This is a genomic window from Rhodoferax lacus (genome assembly GCF_003415675.1).
GTDB lineage: Bacteria > Pseudomonadota > Gammaproteobacteria > Burkholderiales > Burkholderiaceae_C > Allorhodoferax > Allorhodoferax lacus.
The window spans coordinates 289,402-312,317 of the sequence record NZ_QFZK01000003.1; the positions used below are offsets into that span (position 1 = coordinate 289,402).

At 64.3% G+C, this 22,916-nt stretch carries 16 protein-coding genes; 13 read left to right on the forward strand and 3 right to left on the reverse strand.

Features of this window, described 5'->3' with window-relative positions; translation table 11 throughout:
• Positions 1-82: 82 nt before the first annotated feature.
• The gene (gene xdhB / locus DIC66_RS07480; protein ID WP_117175624.1) at positions 83-2,422 is read right to left on the reverse strand and encodes a xanthine dehydrogenase molybdopterin binding subunit; all 2,340 of its coding nucleotides are present in this window, start codon (positions 2,420-2,422) and stop codon (positions 83-85) included.
• On the reverse strand, positions 2,419-3,948 hold the full coding sequence (xdhA, locus tag DIC66_RS07485; RefSeq protein ID WP_117175625.1) for a xanthine dehydrogenase small subunit: 1,530 nt from the start codon (positions 3,946-3,948) through the stop codon (positions 2,419-2,421). The genes xdhB and xdhA overlap by 4 nt, the downstream gene beginning before the upstream one ends.
• Before the next feature lie 85 nt (positions 3,949-4,033).
• On the opposite strand from xdhA, the gene DIC66_RS07490 reads away from it, so the two are divergent.
• From DIC66_RS07490 to DIC66_RS07550, 13 genes are all read left to right on the forward strand, one after another.
• The gene (locus DIC66_RS07490; protein ID WP_117175628.1) at positions 4,034-4,966 is read left to right on the forward strand and encodes a LysR family transcriptional regulator; all 933 of its coding nucleotides are present in this window, start codon (positions 4,034-4,036) and stop codon (positions 4,964-4,966) included.
• A 16-nt stretch (positions 4,967-4,982) separates the two neighbouring features.
• Positions 4,983-6,605, forward strand: a complete 1,623-nt coding sequence (locus tag DIC66_RS07495; protein ID WP_420820483.1) for an ABC transporter ATP-binding protein — start codon at positions 4,983-4,985, stop codon at positions 6,603-6,605.
• On the forward strand, positions 6,598-7,668 hold the full coding sequence (locus DIC66_RS07500; protein ID WP_117175911.1) for an ABC transporter permease: 1,071 nt from the start codon (positions 6,598-6,600) through the stop codon (positions 7,666-7,668). The genes DIC66_RS07495 and DIC66_RS07500 overlap by 8 nt, the downstream gene beginning before the upstream one ends.
• Positions 7,668-8,591: an ABC transporter permease gene (locus tag DIC66_RS07505; protein ID WP_117175630.1), complete on the forward strand. Its 924-nt coding sequence runs from the start codon at positions 7,668-7,670 to the stop codon at positions 8,589-8,591. Before DIC66_RS07500 ends, DIC66_RS07505 begins: the two co-directional genes overlap by 1 nt.
• Before the next feature lie 49 nt (positions 8,592-8,640).
• Positions 8,641-9,795 carry a BMP family ABC transporter substrate-binding protein gene (locus DIC66_RS07510; protein WP_117175632.1) on the forward strand — a complete coding sequence of 385 codons (1,155 nt, stop codon included), beginning with the start codon at positions 8,641-8,643 and terminating at the stop codon, positions 9,793-9,795.
• Between the two features lie 84 nt (positions 9,796-9,879).
• Complete coding sequence (locus tag DIC66_RS07515; RefSeq protein WP_117175634.1) at positions 9,880-10,884, forward strand: aromatic ring-hydroxylating dioxygenase subunit alpha; 1,005 nt, start codon at positions 9,880-9,882, stop codon at positions 10,882-10,884.
• A gap of 5 nt (positions 10,885-10,889) precedes the next feature.
• Positions 10,890-11,927, forward strand: a complete 1,038-nt coding sequence (locus DIC66_RS07520; protein WP_117175913.1) for an adenosine deaminase — start codon at positions 10,890-10,892, stop codon at positions 11,925-11,927.
• Between the two features lie 190 nt (positions 11,928-12,117).
• Positions 12,118-15,606 (forward strand): PAS domain S-box protein, encoded by a 3,489-nt coding sequence (locus DIC66_RS23750; protein WP_158558865.1) that lies wholly within the window; start codon positions 12,118-12,120, stop codon positions 15,604-15,606.
• Between the two features lie 123 nt (positions 15,607-15,729).
• Positions 15,730-16,851, forward strand: a complete 1,122-nt coding sequence (locus DIC66_RS07530; RefSeq protein ID WP_117175640.1) for a BMP family ABC transporter substrate-binding protein — start codon at positions 15,730-15,732, stop codon at positions 16,849-16,851.
• Positions 16,852-16,923: 72 nt separating this feature from the next.
• Positions 16,924-18,267, forward strand: a complete 1,344-nt coding sequence (gene guaD / locus DIC66_RS07535; protein ID WP_117175643.1) for a guanine deaminase — start codon at positions 16,924-16,926, stop codon at positions 18,265-18,267.
• Positions 18,268-18,644: 377 nt separating this feature from the next.
• The gene (gene dcd / locus DIC66_RS07540) at positions 18,645-19,217 is read left to right on the forward strand and encodes a dCTP deaminase (RefSeq protein WP_117175646.1); all 573 of its coding nucleotides are present in this window, start codon (positions 18,645-18,647) and stop codon (positions 19,215-19,217) included.
• 129 nt (positions 19,218-19,346) lie between these two features.
• Positions 19,347-20,252 carry a KPN_02809 family neutral zinc metallopeptidase gene (gene ypfJ / locus DIC66_RS07545; protein WP_117175648.1) on the forward strand — a complete coding sequence of 302 codons (906 nt, stop codon included), beginning with the start codon at positions 19,347-19,349 and terminating at the stop codon, positions 20,250-20,252.
• 211 nt (positions 20,253-20,463) lie between these two features.
• Positions 20,464-22,008: a DEAD/DEAH box helicase gene (locus DIC66_RS07550; RefSeq protein WP_117175915.1), complete on the forward strand. Its 1,545-nt coding sequence runs from the start codon at positions 20,464-20,466 to the stop codon at positions 22,006-22,008.
• 56 nt (positions 22,009-22,064) lie between these two features.
• Here DIC66_RS07550 and DIC66_RS07555 read toward each other — a convergent pair whose 3' ends face one another.
• Positions 22,065-22,916, reverse strand: coding sequence for a symmetrical bis(5'-nucleosyl)-tetraphosphatase (locus DIC66_RS07555; protein ID WP_117175650.1), 852 nt, complete (start codon positions 22,914-22,916; stop codon positions 22,065-22,067).

Below are 22,916 nucleotides of genomic sequence, written 5' to 3' on the forward strand. Positions count from 1 at the left end.
CATTTATATAAATGTACGAATGAGGCGACTATAGGCAAATTGCCGGCTTATGCAAGCACCCGGCAGCGGCACGCAAAAAGACTTAGCTTTTCAGGGCTTTGAGTACGTTCTCCGCAGTAGCGGGGGCCACCAGCTGCACCGGGGCTAGCCCCCCGCGCGCCTGCGCCACCGCATCGCGCAGCGCTTCAAACACGCTGATGCCCAGCATGAAGGGCGGCTCGCCCACGGCCTTGCTGCCAAACACGTTGTCTTCGCGGTTGGCCTCGTGCCAGAGCGCCACCTTGAGGTGCTCTGGCACATCGCCGGCGGTGGGAATCTTGTAGGTGCTCGGGGCGTGGGTGCTGAGATAGCCTTTGTCGTTCCACACCAGCTGCTCCGTGGTGAGCCAGCCCATGCCCTGCACAAAGCCGCCCTCGATCTGGCCGATGTCGATGGCCGGGTTGATGCTGCGACCCACGTCGTGCAGGATGTCCACCTTGAGCACGCGGCTCTCGCCGGTGAGGGTGTCGATGGCCACCTCGCTGCAGGCTGCGCCATAGGCAAAGTAGTAGAAGGGGCGGCCACTCAGGGTGTGCTTGTCGTAGTGGATCTTGGGCGTGCGGTAAAAGCCGTCGCTCCAGAGCTGGATGCGGTTGGCATAGGCCATTTTCACCACGTCATCAAAACTGCGTGTGGTGGTGGGCGAATGCACCTGGCCACCGGCAAAGCGGATGGCGCCTGCGCCGCAGCCATCCAGGCCGCAGACAAAGGCGGCCAGGTTGTCACGCACATGGCGGGCGGCAAACTGGGCGGCGCGGCCATTCAGGTCGGTTCCCGCAGAGGCGGCAGTGGCCGAGGCATTGGCCACCTTGCTGGTGTCGCTGGCCGTGGCAAGCACCTTGTGGAAGGGGATGCCCAGCTCATCGGCCACGATCTGCGCCACCTTGGTGTGCAGGCCCTGGCCCATCTCGGTGCCGCCGTGGTTCACCTGCACGCTGCCATCGGTATACACATGCACCAGCGCACCGGCCTGGTTGAAGAGCGTGGCGGTAAAGCTGATGCCGAATTTGACGGGCGTGAGCGCCACGCCGCGCTTGATGACGCTGCTCTTCTCGTTCCACGCCGCAATCTCGGCGCGGCGTGCCCGGTAGTTGCTGCTCTGCTCCAGCGTGGTGATGAGGGGCTGCAGGATGTTGTCTTCCACCCGCATCTGGTAGTGCGTGGTGTCGCGCTTGCCGCTGCCATCTGCCAGCGGCTCATCGCTGTAGAGGTTGCACAGGCGCACATCCAGCGGGTCCATGTTGAGATGACGGGCGATGTCGCCCATGATGGCCTCGATCAGGATCACGCCCTGCGGGCCGCCAAAGCCGCGAAAGGCGGTATGGCTTTGCGTGTTGGTCTTGCAGCGGTAGGAGGCGATCTCCACGGCTTCGAGGTAGTAGGCGTTGTCGCTGTGGAAGATGGCGCGGTCGGCCACCGGGCCGGACAGGTCGGCGCTGAAGCCGCAGTTGGCCGCCATCATCAGTTGCAGGGCGGTCAGGCGTCCGCTGGCATCAAAGCCCGCGGTGTATTCGTAGGCAAAGGGGTGGCGCTTGCCGGTGACCATGAAGTCGTCATCGCGGTCCAGCCTGAGTTTCACGGCCTGGCCCAGCTTGGCTGCGGCCACCGCCGCCCACACCGCCAGATGCCCGGCCTGCGTTTCCTTGCCGCCAAAGCCTCCGCCCATGCGGCGGCACTCCACGCGCACGGCGTGGTTGTCGATGCCCAGCGCATGCGCCACCCAGTGCTGCACCTCGCCGGGGTGCTGGGTGCTGCTGTACACCGTCCACTGGTTCTGCTCCATGGGGATGACGTAGGCAATCTGGCCCTCCAGGTAAAAGTGCTCCTGGCCACCCACCTCCAGCGTGCCGCTGAGGGTGTGCGTGGCGGTCTTCAGGGCTGCTTGCGCATCGCCCCGGCGCACGTGCACAGGAGGGAGCACATAGCTCTGGGCGGCCAGCGCGTCCTTCACGCTCAGGATGGCGGGCAAGGGCTCAATGTCCAGTTTGACCTTGCGTGCCGCGTGGCGCGCCTGCATGGTGGTTTTGGCAATCACCACGCCAATCACCTGGCCTATGAACTGCACCGTGTCCATGGCAAACACCGGCTCGTCGCCGGCAAAGGCGGCCAGCATGGGGTCGCCCGGAATGTCGCGCGCCAGGATCACAGCCACCACGCCGGGCATGGCCAATGCGGCACTGGCGTCCACTGCGCGCAGCTTGCCATGGGCCTGGGTGGACAGGATGGGTGCGGCGTGCAGGGTGCCACGCACCTCGGGCAGGTCGTCGATGTAGTGCACGGCACCGGCTACCTGGGCGGCGGCACTTTCGTGGGCCAGCGAGCTGCCTGCGGCAGGCGTTACAGGCGTGACGGGCAGGGCAGGGGATGCGGGCTTTTTGCTCATGCTGCGGCTCCTTCCAGCACCAGGGTCTGCAGCGAGGTGTCGGATGCCCCCTGGCTCTCCAGCCAGAAGCGCTGCAGCAGGTTGCCCAGCACCTCGGAGCGATAGGCAGCCGATGCCCGCATATCACTGATGGGGCTGAACTCCTGGCGCAGCCGCTGCATGGCCTCAGTCACCAAGGTCTGGCTCCAGGCTTGGCCCAGCAGTGCGGCCTCGGTCTGGCGGGCACGCACCGGTGTGGCAGCCACTCCGCCCACCCCGATGGACGCATGGCGCACCACGCCCTTTTCAAGCCGCAGGTTCACGGCCAGGCACACCGCAGAAATATCGTCTTCAAACCGCTTGGAAATTTTGTAGACGCGCGAGAACTCTTGTGGCACCGCCTTGGGAATCTTGATCCAGGCCAGCACTTCGTCCCGGGCCATCACGTTCTTGCGGTAACCGGTGTAGAGCTCTTCCAGGCGCAGCTCGCGGTGGCCCCGTGTGCTCATCAGCACCACGTTGGCGCCCAGGGCAATCAGGAGCGGCATGGAGTCGCCAATCGGCGAGCCATTGGCCACATTGCCGCCCAGGGTTCCGGAGTTGCGCACCGGCATTCCGGCAAAGCGGTGGGCAAAGCTGGCCAGTTGCGGCCGGTCGGCCACCAGCGCGGCAAAGGCGTCGGTGAGGGTGACGGCCGCGCCTATGGCGATATGGTGCTTGTAGCGCTCGATGCGTCGCAGCTCTTTGACCTGCGTGGTGTCCAGGATGCGGGGGAATTGCATGTGCATCTTGGTGACCCACAGGCCCACATCGGTGCAACCGGCTACCAGCTGGGCCTCGGGGTAGCGAGCGCGCAGGGTCAGCAGGTCCTGCAGGGTGCTGGGGCTGAGGTAACTGATGTCAGTGGCATCCGCTGGCGCGGGCGTGGTCTTGCTTGTCTGTGCCTTGGCGGGTTTGGCCAGCTGGCGCAAGCCCCTGAGCACCGCTGCCTCGTCCAACTTTACTTGGGGCAGTTCCTGCATCGCCTGGGCCGCATCCAATATGGGGCGGTAGCCGGTGCAGCGGCACAGGTTGCCCGACAGCGCGGCCTGCGCCTGCTGGCGCGACAGGCCTTGGGCCCCGTGCTGTTCATACTGGGCAAACAGGCTCATCACAAAGCCCGGCGTGCAAAAGCCGCACTGCGAGCCGTGGCACTGCACCATGGCCTGTTGCACCGGATGCAGGGTGTTCTGGCAGGCGGGCTGTGGGGTGTCCACCGGCTTGAGGTTGACGTCCGCTCCAGCCAGGTCTTCCACCGTCCACAGCGCCATACCGTCAATCGAGTGCGCCAGGCGTATGCAGCTATTGATGGCGCGCAGCTCCAGCTGACCGCGCACCTCCTGGCCCACCACCACGGTGCAGGCACCGCAGTCGCCTTCGCCGCAGCCCTCCTTGGTGCCGGTGCAGTGCAGGTCCTCGCGCAGCAAGTCCAGCAGGGTGCGGTTGGTTTCCACGCTCAGGGTGACGGGCTTGCCGCGTCGAAAAAATCGCAAGGGTTGGGTGTTCATGCTGGGGTTCCTCGTGCGGGAGGGTAAATCGGGAGCTTGGCCTGGGCCATACGCATTAGCATATGGCACACATCGCAGCCCCTGTATGAGAGACCAAAACCTTTTCGACAAGATAGACCTTCATCTGATAAGGGTTCTCCATACCGTGTTGACCGAACGCAGCGTTTCCAGGGCAGCCATACGGCTGGGCATGCACCAGCCCGCCGTGAGCAGTGCGCTCAAACGTCTGCGCGACTTTGCCGGAGACCCGCTTTTGGTGCGCTCCGGCTCCGGCATGGTGCCTACCGTGGCTGGTCTGCGCATGCTGGAACCCTCAGCCAGCATTTTGCGTGCCGCCCAGATGCTGTTCGCCGATGCACGTGGCTTTGAGCCGGCCAAGGCACGTGATGTGTTCCGCGTGGCGGCCTCTGATTACCTCGATCCACTCTTCCTGCCCCAGCTGGTCTCCGAGATCAAGGCGCAGGCCCCGCTGTGCGAGATCGAAATCCACCCCCTGTCCCCGGCCACCGACTACCGCACCCAGCTCGCCCAGGGCGAGGTGGACGTGGTGATTGGCAACTGGCTCGCCCCGCCGCAGGACCTGCACCTGGGTGCGCTGTTTGGCGACGAGGTGGTGAGCCTGGTATCGAACAAACACCCGGCGGTGCGCCGCGGCTGGGACCAGGCGTCCTGGCTGGAGGTGGAACATATCGCGCCCGGCGCGACCCATCCCGGGGCCAAGGGTTTTATTGACGCACACCTGGCCACCCTGGGCCTGCAGCGCCGCATCGCGGCGCGCTGTCCGTACTTTGGGCTGATTCCGGCCATGGTGGCATCAACCTTGCTGGTGCTGACCACCAGCCGCCAGTATTGCGAGCGCTTTGTGCCAACCCTGCCGGTCACGATATTGCCCAGTCCGATTGCTTTTCCAAAGATGATGTACTACCAGCTCTGGCATGAACGCAGCCACACCTCCGAGTCAGTCCGCTGGCTGCGCGAGCGTGTAAAGTCCGCCGCAGCTTCTCTGAAGAAACAATAACGGGACACCGAACACGATGACAATGCACGCGCCCCACGCCAGACTGCAGCTCACCGGCATCACCAAGGCCTACCCCGGCGTGGTGGCCAACAGCAATGTGTCGCTTACCGTGATGCCTGGCGAGACCCATGCCGTGCTGGGCGAAAACGGCGCGGGCAAGTCCACGCTGATGAAGATCATCTACGGCTCCATCAAGCCCGATGCCGGCCAGATGCTGCTGAACGGCCAGCCGGTGGTGATCCGCAACCCCAAGGAGGCGCGCGCCAACGGCATCAGCATGGTGTTCCAGCACTTCAACCTGTTTGATACCATGACCGTGGCCGAGAACGTCTGGCTGGGTCTGGCGCGCGAGTCGCTGGAGCAGGTCACGGCCAGCATCCTCGCCAAGGCCGAGGAGTACGGTCTGGACATTGACCCGGCCCGCCCGGTACACACTTTAAGCGTGGGCGAGATGCAGCGCGTGGAAATCATCCGCGCCCTGCTCACCCGCCCGGAGCTGCTGATTTTGGACGAGCCCACCTCGGTGCTGACGCCGCAGGCGGTGGAAAAGCTGTTCGTGGTCCTCAAAAAGCTGGCCTCCGAGGGCTGCAGCATTCTCTACATCTCGCACAAGCTGCATGAAATCCGCGAACTCTGCACCGCCTGCACCGTGCTGCGCGGGGGCAAAGTCACCGGTGTGTGCAACCCGCAGGAAGAAAGCAATGCGTCGCTGTCGCGTCTGATGATTGGTGCCGAGCCGCCGCAGCTGGAGCACCGCAAGCAAAAGGCGGGTGAGAGCCGCCTGAGCGTGCGCAACCTGCGCCTGGAACGCGAAGACCAGTTCGGCGTGGACCTGGACGGCATCAGCCTGGAGGTGCGCGCCGGTGAGGTGGTGGGCATAGCCGGGGTGTCGGGCAACGGCCAGAAAGAATTGCTCTATGCCCTCTCGGGGGAAGACTGCCGCGCGCCTGTGGGCAGCATCCGCATGGGCGAGCGGGATGTGTCGGCCCTGCACCCGGGCAGCCGGCGCAAGCTGGGCCTGCACTTTGTGCCCGAGGAGCGCCTGGGGCGCGGCGCCGTGCCCACGCTCAGCCTGGCGCACAACCTGCTGCTCACGCGCACCGGCTCCATTTCGTATCCGAAGTTTGCCGGTGGCTGGATCCAGGTCGGCAAGCTCGAGGCCCATGCCGCGCGCATCATCAAGTCCTTCAATGTGAAGGCCGGTGGACCCAACGCGGTGGCCCGCTCGCTCTCCGGGGGTAATTTGCAGAAATTCATTGTCGGGCGCGAGATCGATGCCAAGCCCACGCTGTTCATCGTCTCGCAACCCACATGGGGTGTGGACGTGGGCGCATCGGCCCAGATCCGCGGCGAGATCCTGGCCCTTCGCGACGCTGGTTGCGCCGTGCTGGTGGTGAGTGAGGAGTTGGAAGAACTGTTCGAGGTGAGCGACCGCCTGCACGTGATCGCACGCGGCAAGCTCTCGCCCTCGGTGCCCATGGCTGAGGCCACGGTGGAAAAGATTGGCGAATGGATGAGCGGCCTGTGGGAAGAAGAGCAGGGCCCCGACGCCGGGCCGCCCCAAGGCGGGGCAGCCCCCCCCGGGGGGGCAGCGACCCGCGCAGCGGCGCAGCGTGGGGGGCAACAGCACCATGTTTAAGCTCGAAGCCCGCCCCCAACCCTCCAAATTCTGGAGCTACGGCTCACCCTTGCTGGCCCTGCTGTGCACGGTGGTCATTGGCGTCATTCTGTTTATGCTGCTGGGCAAGGACCCGGTCCGCGGCCTGCTCATCTTCTTCTGGGAGCCGCTCAAAAGCGGCTACGCCCTGGGCGAGCTGGTGGTCAAGGCCACGCCGCTTTTGCTGATTGCGCTAGGCCTGGCCGTGTGCTACCGCTCCAATGTGTGGAACATCGGTGCCGAAGGCCAGTACCTGCTGGGCGCCATTGCCGCCAGCGGCGTGGCCCTGCTGGCCGAGAAGGATGGCAGCACGCTTATCGTCATCCCCATCCTGATGGCGGGCATTCTGGGCGGCATGTTCTGGGCCGGCATTGCGGCGTTCTTGAAAGACCGCTTCAACACCAACGAAATCCTGGTCAGCCTGATGCTGGTCTATGTGGCCATCCAGGTGCTGGGCTACATGGTGTATGGCCCCTGGAAAGACCCCAACGGCTACAACTTCCCGCAGACCAAGAACTTTGAGGCCATCACCCGCATCCCGCGCCTGTTTACCGGCTCGCGCATGAGTATTGGCGTGCTCTTTGCCCTGTTGGGCGTGGCGGGCATGTGGGTATTTCTGTTTCGCACCCGTGCCGGCTTTGCCCAGCAGGTGGGTGGCCTGGCACCGGCGGCGGCGCGCTATGCCGGGTTCTCTTCGCGCGGTGCGCTGTGGACGGCGTTCTTGATTTCTGGCGGTCTGGCCGGTCTGGCAGGGGCCCTGGAAGTGGCCGGCCCGATTGGCCAGCTCACCCCCTATGTGCCCGCGGGCTACGGCTTTGCCGCCATCATCGTGGCCTATGTGGGCCGGCTGCATCCGGTGGGCATGATGTTCTCGGCCATTCTGATGAGCATGTTCTATATCGGTGGTGAGCTGGCGCAGTCGCGCCTGGGGCTGCCGAAGTCCCTTACCGGCGTGTTCCAGGGCCTGCTGCTGTTCACGCTCTTGGGCTGTGACACGCTGGTGAATTACCGACTGGTGTGGAAGCACACCGCAGGAGCCAAATAATGGACGCGTCCTACGCCCTGTTGATCGCCGCCACGCTGAACGCGGGCACGGTGCTGGCGATTGCCTCGCTGGGCCTGCTCATCAACGAAAAGGCCGGCATTGTGAACCTGGGTGCCGAGGGCATGATGCTGTGCGCAGCCATTGCCGGCTTTGCCACGGTGGTGGCCACGGGCAGCGATGTCATGGGCTTCATGGCCGGCATTGCCGCAGGCGCCTTCATGGCCGCCATTTTTGGGGTGCTGGTGATCTGGCTCAATACCAACCAGTACGCCACCGGCCTGGCGCTCAGCCTGTTTGGCGCGGGCTTCTCGGCCTTTGCCGGCATCACGTACGTGCAGGAAAAAATGCCCGAGCGGCCGCAGTTCGAGATTCCTTTCCTGACCGACATCCCCTTCTTTGGCCCGGCCCTGTTTCGCCAACATCCGCTGGTGTACCTGACGGTGGTGTTTGCCGGTGCCCTGGTCTGGTTTTTCTACCGCACCCGCGCCGGCTTGATTCTGCGCAGCGTGGGCGAAAGCCCCGAGTCGGCCCACGCGCTGGGCTACCCGGTGCGCTGGATCCGCCTGGGCGCGGTGATGGTGGGTGGGGCCCTGTGCGGCCTGGCCGGTGCCTATATTTCGATTATTTACACGCCGCTGTGGGTGGAGGGCATGGTGGCCGGCAAGGGCTGGATTGCGTTGGCCCTGACCACCTTTGCCACCTGGCGCCCGGCGCGCGTGCTGCTGGGCGCCTACCTGTTTGGCGGCGTGACCATGCTGCAGTTCCACCTGCAGGGCATTGGGGTGGATATCCCCAGTCAGTTGCTCAGCATGCTGCCCTACCTGGCCACCATCGTGGTGTTGGCGCTGATATCACGCAACCCGCGCTGGATTCGTATTAACATGCCCGCTGCCATTGGCAAGCCGTTCTACCCGGGCTCCTGATTTTTTTCACCGTTACCCCCCTCCGTTTTATTTTTCAGAAGGAAATCCCATGACAGATTTGCAGAAACGTTCGTTGATGAAGCTGGCAGCCCTGACCGCCGTGGCCAGTGCTGCCCTGGTGGGTTGCGGCAAGAAGGAAGAGCCCGCACCCGTGGCTGCTCCCGCACCGGCGGCCTCCGCTCCGGCGCCCAAGCCCGAACCTCTCAAGATCGCCTTCGCCTACGTCGGCCCGGTGGGCGACGGTGGCTGGACTTATGCGCACGACTCTGCCCGCAAGGCGCTGGAAAAAGAATTCGGCGACAAGATCGCCACTTCCTTTGTGGAAAACGTGCCCGAGTCGGCTGATGCCGAGCGCGTCATCCGCGACATGGCAGGCCAGGGCAACAAGCTGATTTTCGGCACCACCTTTGGCTACATGGAAACCATGCTCAAGGTTGCCCCCGATTTCAAGGACGTGAAGTTTGAACACGCCACCGGCTACAAGACCGCCGACAACATGCGCACCTATGACAGCCGCACCTATGAGGGCGCGTACATGGCCGGCGTGATTGCCGGCAAGATGACCAAGAGCAATGTGCTGGGTGTGGTGGCTTCGGTGCCAATCCCTGAAGTCATCCGCAACATCAACAGCTTCACCCTGGGCGCGCAAAGCTCCAACCCCAAGGTCAAGACCAAGGTGGTGTGGGTCAACGAGTGGTTCAACCCACCCAAGGAAACCGAAGCCGCCACCAGCCTGATCAACGGTGGTGCGGACGTGCTGTTCCAGAACACCGATTCGCCCGCCGTGCTCAAGACCGCGCAGGACAAGGGCAAGCGCGCCTTTGGCTGGGACTCCGACATGACCGCCTACGGCCCCAAGGCCCACCTGGCCTCTGCCGTCATCAACTGGGGCCCGTACTACATCAAGGCCACCAAGGACGCGCTCGATGGCACCTGGGCCACCGGCCAAAGCTGGTGGGGCGTGAAGGAAGGCGCGATTGATATCGTGTCGATTGCCGAAGACGTGCCCGCTGAAACCAAGGCCAAAGTGGATGAAGTCAAGGCCGGTCTGAAGGACGGAACCTTCGTCATTTGGAAGGGCCCCATCACCGACAACACCGGCAAGGTCCAGATCAAGAAGGACGAAGCCGCCGATGACAAGTTCCTCGGTGGCCTGAACTTCTACGTCAAGGGCGTGGAAGGCAAGATCCCTGGCGGCAAATAAGCCAGCCGGTGAGTGACGCAGGGCCGCCTCGAGCGGCCCTTTTCAATTTCGTCCATTCTTTCCCAGCGCAGCTATTCTTCACCCATGATTGAAAAAGAACACTGGCATCCGGTGGCCCTCTGTGCGTCCGTTGCGGACGCGCCCCTGGCCGTCGAACTGCTGGAGCAGCCCCTGGTGCTCTGGCGCGACCGCCTGGGCGCGGTGCAGGCCTGGGCCGACCAATGCCCGCACCGCGGTGCCCGTCTGTCGCTGGGCCGGGTCTGTGAGGGACGGCTGGAGTGCCCCTACCACGGCTGGCAGTTTGATACCCGCGGCCAGTGCGTGCATGTGCCCGCGCTGCCCGACTTTGTGCCCCCGGCCAGCCACGCCGCCCGCACCTATGTGTGCCTGGAGCAGTATGGGCTGGTGTGGGTGCGCATGGCCGCCTCGCACGCCGCCCATGCACCCACCTTCCCGGCCTTTGCGGCCGAGGCCGATGCCCAGCTGCGCAAGCTCAACTGCGGCCCATACGATGTAGCCACCAGTGCCCCGCGCCTTGTGGAAAATTTTCTGGACATGGCGCACTTCGGCTTTGTGCACGAGCACTGGCTGGGCAGCCGCGATGCGGCGCAGATGGCCGACTACCAGGTGCAAAACACACCCACCGGCATCCGTGCCACCGGCTGCAGGGCCATGCAGCCCAAGAGCAACCTGCACTCCACCACAGCCGCGCAGGTGGAGTACACCTACGAGGTCACCGCGCCCTATGCGGCGGTGCTCACCAAGATACCCGACCCGTCCAGCCTGCCCGCCAGTGTGGGGGCAGCCGGCTACCGCGAATCCATTGCCCTTTTCATCTGCCCTTTAGGGCCCGAGCGCAGCCGTGTCTGGTTCCGCCTGGCCGTGGCAGACTTTGCCTCGCCCGACCAGACCCTGCGCGACTTCCAGCACACCATCTTCACCCAGGACCAGCCGGTGCTGGAGTCGCAAGCGCCTAAGCGCCTGCCGCTGGACCTGCGCGCCGAAGTACACACCGCTGCCGACAAGGCGTCATCCGCCTACCGCCGCTATCTCAGCCAACAAGCCATTACCTTTGGAGTCATCCCATGAAGCCCGTGCGCACCGTCAAACCCGTACCCCTTGAGCGCATGCCCGCGCTGCTGCGTGCCATGCCCAAGGCCGAGCTGCACATGCACATCGAGGGCTCGCTGGAGCCCGAGCAGATGTTTGCCTTCGCCCAGCGCAACCGCGTGCCCCTGGCCTGGCCCAGCGCGCAGGCCGTGCGCGAGGCCTATGTGTTCGACAACCTGCAGAGCTTTCTGGACATCTACCATGCCGGCACCCTGGTGCTCAAGACCGAGCAGGACTTCTACGACATGGCCTGCGCCTACCTGCAGCGCGCGCAGGCTGACAACGTGACGCATGCCGAGCTGTTCTTCGACACCCAGACCCACACCGGCCACGGTCTGAGCGCCGAGACCGTGGTCAATGGCCTGCACCGTGCCTGCATGGACGCGCCCGCCCAATTCGGCATGACGGCCTCCCTCATCCTGTGCTTCCTGCGCCACCTCAGCGAAGCGGAAGCCTTTGAATGCCTGGAGCAGGTGCTGCCCCTGGGCGACAAAATTGTGGGCATAGGCCTGGCCAGCAGCGAGGTGGGCCACCCGCCGGAAAAGTTTGCACGGGTGTTTGCCCGCGCCGGCCAGCTGGGTTACCGCCTGGTGGCGCACGCAGGCGAGGAGGGACCTGCGGCCTACATCTGGAGTGCGCTCGATGTGCTCAAGGTCGAGCGCATAGACCACGGCGTGCAGGCCATGACCGATGCCGCGCTCATGCAGCGCCTGGCGCAGGACCGCATACCGCTCACGGTGTGTCCGCTCTCCAACCTGAAGCTGCGCGTCTATCCGTCACTGACCCAGCACAGCATTGGCCGCATGCTGGAAGCCGGCATGGTGGCCACCATCAACTCGGATGACCCGGCCTACTTTGGCGGCTACATGAACGAGAACTTCACCCAGACCTTTGCTGCCCTGCAGCTGGGCAGCCAGCAGGCTTACCAGCTGGCGCGCAACAGCTTTGAGGCCAGCTTTATTGGCGCTGCCGAGCGGGCGCTGCAGATGGACAAGCTGGACGCGCTGTTTGAGACTTTTTAGGCCAGTGCACGGCGCCTGAGGCCTTGCACACCCGGGCGCACAAAACTATTGTGGGCCCGGGTGCCGCGGTTGTGTGATGATGGACCTTGCTGCAAAGGTGCGCCCTGCACCGACGGCAGCGCGATGCGGTCTTGCGTTTTCGCGCAATTCAGAGGTCAGCAATGACTCACCACCCCCACCGCACCGCGCCATGAAACTCACCAAAACCCTGTGGGCGGCGCTGCTGTCCACCGCTCTGCTGCTGTGCTCGGGCATCGCGCTGTCGTTCTGGGTGTACCAGCAGATTGGCGTCACTGCGCAGGCCGAGAAACACACCCTGGCCGTGATGTCGGCCGGCGACGATTTCCTCTCCGCCCTCAAGGATGCCGAGACCGGGCAGCGCGGCTTTTTGCTCACCGGCGATGAGTCCTTTTTGCAGCCCTATCTGGCGGTGCGGGATGGCCTGGATGCGCAACTGCAGCTGTTGCAGCAATTGGTGCTGGTGGACACGGCCTTGACGGAAGTCCAGGCCTTGCCGCCCTTGGTGGACGCCAAGCTGGCCCTGTTGAAGCAGGGCATTGCGTTGCGGCGCGCACACAAGAATGCCGAGGTGCTGGCGCTGATCTCCAACGGCGAAGGCAAGCGGCTGATGGATGCGATCCGCGGCCACATGCGGACCTTGAACCAGATAGAAGACGCGGCCCTGGCGGAGCATGACGCGCAGTACCAGCAAAGCCTGCGCCGCATGTTTGCGCTGATCGTGGCAGGCAGCGTACTGGGCCTGTTGGCGGCACTGAGCCTGGCCTATCTGGTGTACCGCCAGTTCCTGCAGCGCCAGACCCAGCAGTTGCTGCAGGAGCAGGAGCGGCTGAACCTGCAGCTGCAGTCCGCCAACCAGACCTTGCAGATCAGCGAAGAGCAGCTCTCGGTGACACTGAATTCCATTGGCGACGGCGTCATCACCACCGATGCACAGTCCTGCGTGACCAGCCTGAATCCGCTGGCTGAACAGCTGACCGGCTGGCCCCTGGCCGAGGCCCGCGGGCAGAAGATCGAGACCATCCTGAAAATCGTCAACAAGACCACCCGCCTGCAGGTAACCAACCCGGTGCTGGACGCCTTGCTGCACGGCACGGTGCAGGGGCTGGCCAACCACACGGTGCTGATTGCACGCGATGGCCGTGAATACGATATTGCCGACAGCTGCGCGCCGATACGGACGCGCAATGGGGAAGTGATCGGTGCGGTGCTGGTGTTTCGCGATGTCACCACCGAATACGCCCTGCAGCAGGCCACGCGCGACAGCGAAGCCCTGCTGCAAACCATACTCAACACGGTGGGTGACGGCATCTTCACCATGCAGGCGCAAAGCGGCCAGCTGGAGACGGTCAACCCCTCGATCGAGCAGCTGTTTGGCTACACCGCAGAAGAGATGGTCGGGCGCAGCGTGCGGGATCTGATTCCGGCATTCGCGGCGCCTGCATGCGATGTCCCCCTGAGCGGCCCGGCGGAAGATGGCAGCGAGCCCGCACCGCTTGCGGCCACGCTGCACGAAGCACAGGGGCGGCGCAAGGATGGCAGCCCGATTGCTCTGGAAATGTCGCTCAGGGAAATGTGGCTGGGTGGCGAGCTGCATTACACCGGCATCCTGCGCGACCTCACGGCGCGCAAGATGGCTGATGACGCCTTGCGCAGCTCCGGCGCCTTGCAGGCGGCCATCTTCAACAGCGCCAACTTCTCCAGCATTGCCACCGATGCCCAGGGTGTGATCCAGATTTTCAACGTAGGGGCCGAGCGCATGCTGGGCTATGCCGCAGCCGACGTGGTGAACAAGATCACCCCGGCAGAAATTTCCGACCCGCTGGAGGTGGTTGCCCGTGCCAAGACCCTGAGCACCGAGCTGGGTACACCGATTGCCCCCGGCTTTGAGGCCCTGGTGTTCAAGGCCTCGCGCGGCATCGAGGACATTTACGAGCTCACCTACATCCGCAAGGACGGCAGCCGCCTGCCCGCCATGGTGTCGGTAACCGCCTTGCGCGATGCCCAGGGTGCCATCATTGGCTACCTGCTGATCGGCACCGACAACACCGCGCGCAAGCAGATCGAGGCCGAGCAGAGGTTGCTGGCCCAGCGCCTGCGCGACCAGCAGTACTACACCCGTTCGCTGTTCGAGTCGAATGTGGACCCGATCATGACCACCGATCCGCAGGGCATCATCACCGACGTCAACAAGCAGATGGAAGTGCTCACCGGCTGCACCCGCGATGAGTTGATAGGCGCGCCCTTCAAGAGCCACTTCACCGACCCCGAGCGGGCCGAGGCGGGCATCAACCGGGTGCTGAGCGAAAAGCAGCTCAGCAACTACGAGCTCACGGCACGCTCGCGCGATGGCCGCGAGACCGTGGTGTCGTACAACGCCACCACGTTTTATGACCGCGAGCGCACCCTGCAAGGCGTGTTCGCCGCGGCCCGCGATGTCACCGAGCGCAAGGAGTTCGACCGCGTGCTGCAGGAGAAGACGGTGGAGCTGGAGAGCGCCCGTTCGCTGGCTGAAAAAGCCAACCTGGCCAAGTCGGACTTTTTGTCCAGCATGAGCCACGAGCTGCGCAGCCCGCTCAATGCCATTCTGGGCTTTGCCCAGCTGATGGAGTCCGAGTCGCCGCCGCCCAGCGAGCGGCAGCTGGCCAGCATCTCGCAAATCCTGCGCGCGGGTTGGCACCTGCTCAAGCTCATCAACGAAATCCTGGACCTGACCAAGATCGAGTCCGGCCACATCCAGCTGTCCAGTGAGCCGGTGCTGCTGGCTTCGGTGCTGGCGGAATGCCGCAGCATGTTCGAGCCCATGGCCCAGCAGCGCGGCATTGGCATGGTGTTTCCCTCGGCCGATGTGTCGCCCTATGTCATGGCCGACAACACCCGGCTCAAGCAGGTGTTCATCAATCTGCTGACCAATGCCATCAAGTACAACCTGGCACAGGGCAGGGTGGAGGTCAGCTGTGTGATGCAGCCCAACGGCTTTGTGCGCGTGAGCATTGGCGACACCGGCCTGGGCCTGCGGGAAGACCAGCAGGCCCAGCTGTTCCAGGCCTTCAACCGCCTGGGCCAGGAGGCCAGCGGCGTGGAAGGCACCGGCATCGGCCTGGTGGTGGCCAAGCAGCTGGTGGAGCTGATGGGCGGCGCCATTGGCGTGCAAAGCACCGTGGGTGTGGGCAGTGTGTTCTGGTTTGAGCTGCCCTGTGTGGACGCGCCTGTGATGCTGCTCGACAGCAGCCAGGTGACGCTGTCCTTGCCGCCTGCGCCCGGTCAAGCCAAGGCACGCACCCTGCTCTATGTGGAAGACAACCCTGCCAATATGACTTTGGTGCAGAAGATTGTGGAGCGTTACCCCTCGATCCGCCTGCTGACGGCTACCGACGGGCTCAAAGGCATCGCCCTGGCCCGTGCGGCCTTGCCGGACGTGATTCTGCTGGACATCAACCTGCCCGGCATCAGCGGCTTCGAGACCCTCAAGCTGCTGCGCGAAGACCCCATGACCCGCCACATCCCGGCCTTGGCGATCAGTGCCAACGCCATGCAACGCGACATCAAGAAGGGGCAGGAGGCGGGCTTCCTGCGCTACCTGACCAAGCCCATCAAGGTGGACGAGTTCATGCTGGCCCTGAATGCAGCGCTGGAGTTGTCGGAGCAGCAAGTTGCCTGAGCTGGGCCTGAGCCGCAACTGAACCCGGCTTCGGGCCCCGCACTGCGGGGTTAAAATCGCTACAAGGCCCGCTGCTCCGGCGGGCCTTGCCTTTTGTACTTCGGAGCCATGTAGAGGACTACCATGTTTAAAAACCTCGCAGCCACAGCCGTGGCCGCTTGTTGCATTGCACTCGCACCCCTGGGTGCTTTTTCCCAAACCACATCCCCAGCCACTGCCCCCGGCAGCGCTGACAAGGCGCCGCTGAAAATCGGCTTTGTCTATGTCGCGCCGCTCACCGACATGGGCTGGGTGCGCCAGCACGAAGAAGGGCGCAAAGCCGTGCAGGCCACCCTGGGTACCCGCGTGCAAACCACCTATGTGGAAGACGTGGCCGAGGGGCCGGACGCCGAGCGCGTGATCCGCGACCTGGCCCAACAGGGCAATACCCTGATCTTCACCCCCAGCTTTGGCTACATGGAGCCCACGCTCAAGGTAGCGCAGGAGTTTCCGGGCGTCCGGTTCGAGTCCATCACCGGCTACAAGACGGCGGCCAATGTGTCGGTGGCCAATGCCCGCTACTACGAGGGCCGCTACCTGGCCGGCATCGCCGCCGGGCGCATGACGCGCACCAACCTGGCGGGCTATGTGGCGGGCTTCCCCATCCCCGAGGTGCTGCAGGGCATCAACGCCTTCACATTGGGCATGCGCTCCGTCAACCCCAAAGCGGAGGTCAAGGTGGTCTGGCTCAATGCCTGGTTTGACCCCACGCGCGAGCGCGACGCCGCCATGACCCTGTTCAACCAGAACGTGGATGTGGTGACCTTCCACACCGGCTCCAACGCCGTCATGGTGGCAGCCCAAGAGCGCGGCAAGATGGCCATTGCCTACCACTCCGACATGCGCAGCATCGCGCCCGACGCACAGATTGCCGCCGTCACCCACCAGTGGGGTGCCTACTACACAGCCCGCGCCCGGGCCGTGCTGGACGGCACGTGGAAGCCCGGTGCAGTCTGGGGTGGCGTGAAGGAGGGCATGATCCGCGTGGGCGACTTCGGCCCCAAGGTGCCCCAGGCCGTGCGCGCCGAGGTGCTCGCTGCGCAAAAGGCCATGGCCCAAGGCAAGTTGCAGCCCTTCCATGCCAGAGAGGCCATCCGCGACAACGAGGGCCACGAAGTCATTGCCCGTGGCCAGACCCTGAGCGACGAGAAGATTCTGGGCATGAACTGGCTGGTGGCCGGTGTGCAGGGCAAGCTCAGCCACTGACCAGATGCTTTGCATAAGCAATATACAAAGCCCACTATGGCGCGGGGCCCAACTGCCATTAAAGTTGACACCATGAAAGCCTACCGCGCCTCCCTCCTCTGGTTTGCCCCCCACAGCGAAGGGCCAGCCAAAGCCCTGTTTGAAAAAGACGGCCTGCTGGTGGTGGGCCCTGACTCCACTGGATTGCAGGTGGTGCAGGCCATTGGCAGCTGGCGCGCACTCTCAGAGCGCTTTGCCCAGGTGCCGACCGAGCACCTGCTCGGGCGCATCATCGCCCCGGGCTTTGTGGATTTGCATGTGCACTTCCCCCAGACCAACGTCATCGGCTCACCCGCCAGCGGCCTCTTGCCCTGGCTGGAGAACTACACCTTTCCTGAAGAGAAGCGTTTTGCTTCAAACGAGTACAGCGCCGAGTCCGCCACCTTCTTTGTGGATGAACTGCTGCGCAATGGCGTGACCACTGCACTGGCCTTTGCCACCTCGCACAGCACCTCGGTCAATGCGCTGTTTTCAGAAGCGCAAAGACGCAGCCTGCGCCTCATCACCGGCCTGTGCCTGATGGACCGCCATGCCCCCGCCGACCTGCTGAACCAGCCTGCTTCTGGCAGCCGGGTGGATGCCACCGAGCAAAGCCTGCTGGACAGCGAAGCCCTGATCCAGCGCTGGCACGGCCAGGGCCGCCTGGGCTACGCCATCACGCCACGCTTTGCGCCCACCAGTACCGACGCGCAATTGCGCGGCGCAGGCGAACTGGCCGCGCGTCATGGTGATGTGTGGATCCAGTCGCACGTGGCCGAAAACAAGGACGAGATTGCCTGGGCGCGCGAACTCTTTCCCCAGTCGCGCAGCTACCTGGCCACCTATGCCGACTTCGGCCTGATGCGTAAGCGAGCCGTCTACGCTCACTGCATCCACTTCGACGACGATGACCGCGCCCTGATGCGCGACACCGGCGCCAGTGCGGCGGTCAGCCCGACCAGCAATCTGTTTCTGGGCAGCGGCTTCTTTGACTACGCCGGTGCCGACCGCGCGGGCTTTACCTACGGTTTGGCCAGCGATGTGGGCGGGGGCACCAGCTTCAGCCCGTTTCACACCATGCTGGCGGCCTACTACGTGGGCCGCGAGGGCCAGACCAAGCAGGGCCTGTCGCTGTCACCGCAGCAACTGTGGTGGCAGCACACTGCCGGTGCCGGTGCGGTGCTGGGTGTCAAGGGCGCGGACGGCCAGGCGCTGGTGGGCAATCTGTTGCCAGGCTGCGAGGCGGACTTTGTTGTCCTCAACCCCCAGGCCACGCCTTTGTTGGCGCGCAAGACTTCGGTTGCTGCCAGCCTGGATGAGCTGCTGTTCTCCATGATTGTGTTGGGGGATGACCGGCTGGTGGAGCGCACGGTTATTTCGCAGGGTCTGTCCTCTTAACGCTGCCATTGTTTGGGCTACCGTTGCTGGGTGGGCCTGCCGGTGTGGGGACTGCCGGGGGCCTCATACTGCGAGTACGCACAAATCGGCCCCCGGCAATCCCCACACCGGCGAGCAGTGGTACAGCGGTGAGGGGGAGTTTTTAACCCCCCAAAACCAAGCCACTTCAAGCGTCCGCCATTTCCCTGCATGATTCACTTGTTCGACCACGCCACTTCTTGCAGGGGTGTGGGGTGTCTGCGCGGCCGATTTGTGCGTACCCGCAGTATGAGGCCGCGCAGACACCCCGCGCCCCTGCCGCCAGGTGCAGGCCAGAGCAAGGGCTTCTCACCCGCACCCGGTGCTTACAATCGACTCCAACTTAGGAGTTGAGCCCCATGAGCATCAAGAGCGACAAGTGGATACGCCATATGGCCGAAACCACCGGAATGATTGAACCGTTTGAGTCGGGCCAGGTCCGTCAACGTGACGGCAACAAAATCATCTCCTATGGCACCAGCAGCTATGGATACGACATCCGCTGCGCCCCGGAATTCAAGGTCTTCACCAACATCCACAGCACCGTGGTCGACCCCAAGAACTTCGACGAGAAGAGCTTTGTCGACTTCCATGACGACGTCTGCATCATCCCGCCCAACAGCTTTGCGCTGGCCCGCACCCTGGAGTACTTCCGCATCCCGCGCAATGTGCTCACCATCTGCCTGGGCAAAAGCACCTACGCGCGCTGCGGCATCATCGTCAACGTCACCCCCTTCGAGCCCGAGTGGGAAGGCTATGTGACGCTGGAGTTTTCCAACACCACACCGCTGCCCGCCAAGATCTACGCCGGTGAAGGCTGCGCCCAGGTGTTGTTCTTCGAGAGCGACAAGGACGACGTCTGCGAAGTCTCCTACAAGGACCGCGGCGGCAAATACCAGGGCCAGGTCGGCGTGACCTTGCCCAAGGCCTAGGATGTTTGCCCCCACGCTTCCCCACGTTGTGTGGGTCGCTGCCCCCCGGGGGGGCGCATTTTCCCTTGGGGCGGCCCGGCGGGAAAACCTTTTCATCAAGCTGAACCAATTGGCTTCTAAAGGAATTCCATGAAATGGGAAGGCAACCGCCAGTCTGACAACGTGGAAGACCGCCGCTCGGACGGCGGTGGGGGTGGCATGGGCGGCGGAGGCGGCGGCAACCTGCTCGGCGCGCTGCTGGGTGGTCGCCTGCGCATGGGCGTGGTGGTGGTGGCTTTGCTGGGTGGCTGGGCGCTGGGCATCAACCCGCTGACCCTGCTGGGCATGCTCGACGGCGGCAGCATGCCGGCCGGGCAGGTCAGCCAGCAACCCGCGCAGCGCCCACCGGCCGATGACCGCATGGCTGCCTTTGTGTCCACCGTGCTGGCCGATACCGAAGACGTCTGGACCGATGTGTTCGCCAAGTCCGGCAAGACCTACGAGAAGCCGCATCTGGTGCTGTTCCGCGGAGCGAGGGCCACGGGCTGCGGCCAGGGCGAGTCGGCCATGGGGCCGTTTTACTGCCCGGCCGACCACAAGGTCTATATCGACCTGGGCTTTTACGAAACCCTGAAGAACCAGTTGGGCGCGCCCGGCGACTTTGCCCAGGCCTATGTCATTGCACACGAGATCGGCCACCACGTGCAAAACCTGATGGGCATCAGCGCCAAGATGGAGCAAATGCGCAGCAAGGTGAGCCCGGAAAAGTACAACGCCCTGAGCGTGCGCCTGGAACTGCAGGCCGACTGCCTGGCCGGCGTCTGGGCAAACCATGCCCAGTCTGCACGCCAGTTGCTCGACGCGGGGGACGTGGCCGAGGCCATGAATGCCGCTGCCAAAATTGGCGACGACGCCCTGCAGGGCGCAGGTGGCGGACGCGTGGTGCCCGAGAGTTTTACCCACGGCACCAGCGCCCAACGCCAACACTGGTTTGATGCCGGACTGCAGAGCGGCACCGTGAAAAACTGCGACACTTTCGCCAGTCGCAACCTGTAAAGCGCGCAATGGCGGATAATAAGGGTTTGCCCCAGACCCTTGGGGCGCCCTGCTATCGGATGGATAGCGCAACGTTTGGCTATGCCGTACCGACTTGAATACTGAACTGAATTCCCCCCCTGAGACCGCCACTCCCGCAGCCCCTGCAGTTGCCGAGACCGCCGTCACCCCCAGCGCCACCAGCAACGACCTGACCACCGAAACCCCGGTCATGGCCTTTGCCCAGCTTCAGCTGGCAGCCCCCCTGGCCCGCGCCGTGGCGGAAATGGGCTACGAGTCCATGACCCCCATCCAGGCCCAGGCCATTCCCGTGGTGCTGTCCGGCCGTGACGTCATGGGCGCCGCCCAGACCGGCACCGGCAAGACTGCTGCCTTCGCATTGCCGCTGTTGCAGCGCATGATGAAGCACGAGAACCCCTCCACCTCGCCCGCACGCCACCCGGTGCGCGCCCTGGTGCTGCTGCCCACACGCGAACTGGCTGACCAGGTGGCGCAGCAGGTCAAGCTGTATGCCAAGTACACCAACCTGCGCAGCGCCGTGGTGTTTGGCGGCATGGACATGAAGCCGCAAACCCTGGAGCTCAAGGCCGGGGTCGAGGTGCTGGTGGCCACACCGGGCCGCCTGCTGGACCATATCGAAGCCAAGACTGCTGTCCTGAACCAGGTGGAGTACGTGGTACTGGACGAGGCCGACCGCATGCTCGACATCGGCTTTCTGCCGGACCTGCAGCGCATCCTGTCCTACCTGCCCAAGCAGCGCATTACCCTGCTGTTCTCGGCCACCTTCTCTCCCGAGATCAAGCGCCTGGCCAGCAGCTACCTGCAAAACCCGGTGACGATCGAGGTGGCGCGCTCCAACGCCACGGCCTCCACCGTGGAGCAGCATTTCTACAGCGTCAATGAAGACGGCAAGCGCCACGCCCTGCATCAAATATTGAAGACGCGCGGCATGAAGCAGGCCTTTGTGTTTGTGAACAGCAAGCTCGGTTGTGCCCGACTGGCCCGCTCGCTGGAGCGCGAAGGTCTGAAGACTGCTGCCCTGCATGGCGACAAGAGCCAGGACGAGCGCCTCAAAGCCCTGGAGTCCTTCAAGAAGGGCGAAGTCGACCTGCTGGTGTGTACCGATGTGGCCGCGCGCGGCCTGGACATCAAGGACGTGCCGGCAGTGTTCAACTTCGATGTGCCCTTCAACGCCGAAGACTATGTGCACCGCATCGGCCGCACCGGCCGCGCCGGAGCGTCTGGCCTGGCGGTGAGCTTTGTGGGTGGCGGCAACGACGCCCGCCTGGTGGCCGACATCGAGAAGCTGATCAAGACCAAGATCGAGATCGAGGCGATGGAGTTTGACGAAGACCAGCCCGACATCCGCAAGCAGGGCCGCATCAACGACGGCCGCCGCATGTACCACGAAGACGGCGGCAGCGAAGGTGGCGACAACGGCCGCAGCGCACCCCGCAGCGGTTCACGCAATGAGCCGCGCGGCGAAGGCCGAGGCGACTCGCGTGGTGATGCGCGTGGCGAGTCCCGCAGCAGCGGCCGGGGGGATGGCCGCCGCGAAGGTGGCAACGAAGGCCGCCGAGAATATGCACGCCCGGTGCCCGCCTCGCGCGACCCCTTCTTTGACAAGCCCTACGAGCCCAGCGCTGCTGCCGACGCGGCACCCTCCTGGGAAGCATCGGCCAAGACGGCCACACGCAGCATTTCGGCCAACATCAAGCCCAAGCGCAAGGTGGCAGCACTCTTCAAGGCGGAATAAGCAAACGGGCGTCCAGCCCGTTGCCAGAGAACGGACCGCAAGGTCCGTTTTTGCTTTCAGTCGCCGGGGGCTTGTGCCTGTTCGCACTGCACTTGGATCAGTTCGCTGTCCCAGCCCTGTGCACGCGGCGCAATGCAGAGCGCACTCAAGGCACCACCCCATACACAACCGGTATCCAGGGACAGCACGTCCGTGCGGCCCAGCCAGCCCAGCGTGGACCAATGGCCAAAGGCCACGGTGGTATGGGCCGTCTGGCGGCCCGGCACTTCAAACCAGGGCAGGTACCCAGCCGGTGCGGCCTCGGGCTTGCCGCTGAAGGCAAACTCCATGTGGCCGTCAGCAGTGCACACACGCATGCGGGTGAGGGCATTGACGATGACGCGCAGGCGCTCGGGCCCCTGCAGGCGGTCATCCCAGGCGTCGGGAGCATTGCCATACATGGTGGCGAAGAAGGCGGCCACATCGGCAGAGCGCAGGGCGGCCTCCACCTCGCGCGCCAGTTGCACCGTCTGGTCGGCAGTCCAGGCGGGCAGCACACCGGCGTGCACCATCAACAGGTCCTGGCCGCCCCAGCGCTCCTGGATGGCCATGTTCTGGTGGCGCAGCCACTCCAGCATGGCGTGGCGGTCGGGCGCGTCCAGAATGCCTTGCAGCGTGTCCCGGCGCCCGGGCTTGCGCACCCCATACGAGACGGCCAGCAAATGCAGGTCGTGGTTGCCCAGCAGGCAGCGGGCCGAGGCGCCATAGCCCATCAGGCGGCGCAGCACGGCATCCGATGCGGGGCCGCGGTTGACCAGATCGCCCAAAAAATACAGGGTGTCACGGCTGGGTGAGAAGGCAATGGTTTGCAGCAGACGCTGCAGGGGCGCATCGCAACCCTGCAGATCGCCGATAAGGTAAAGTGACAT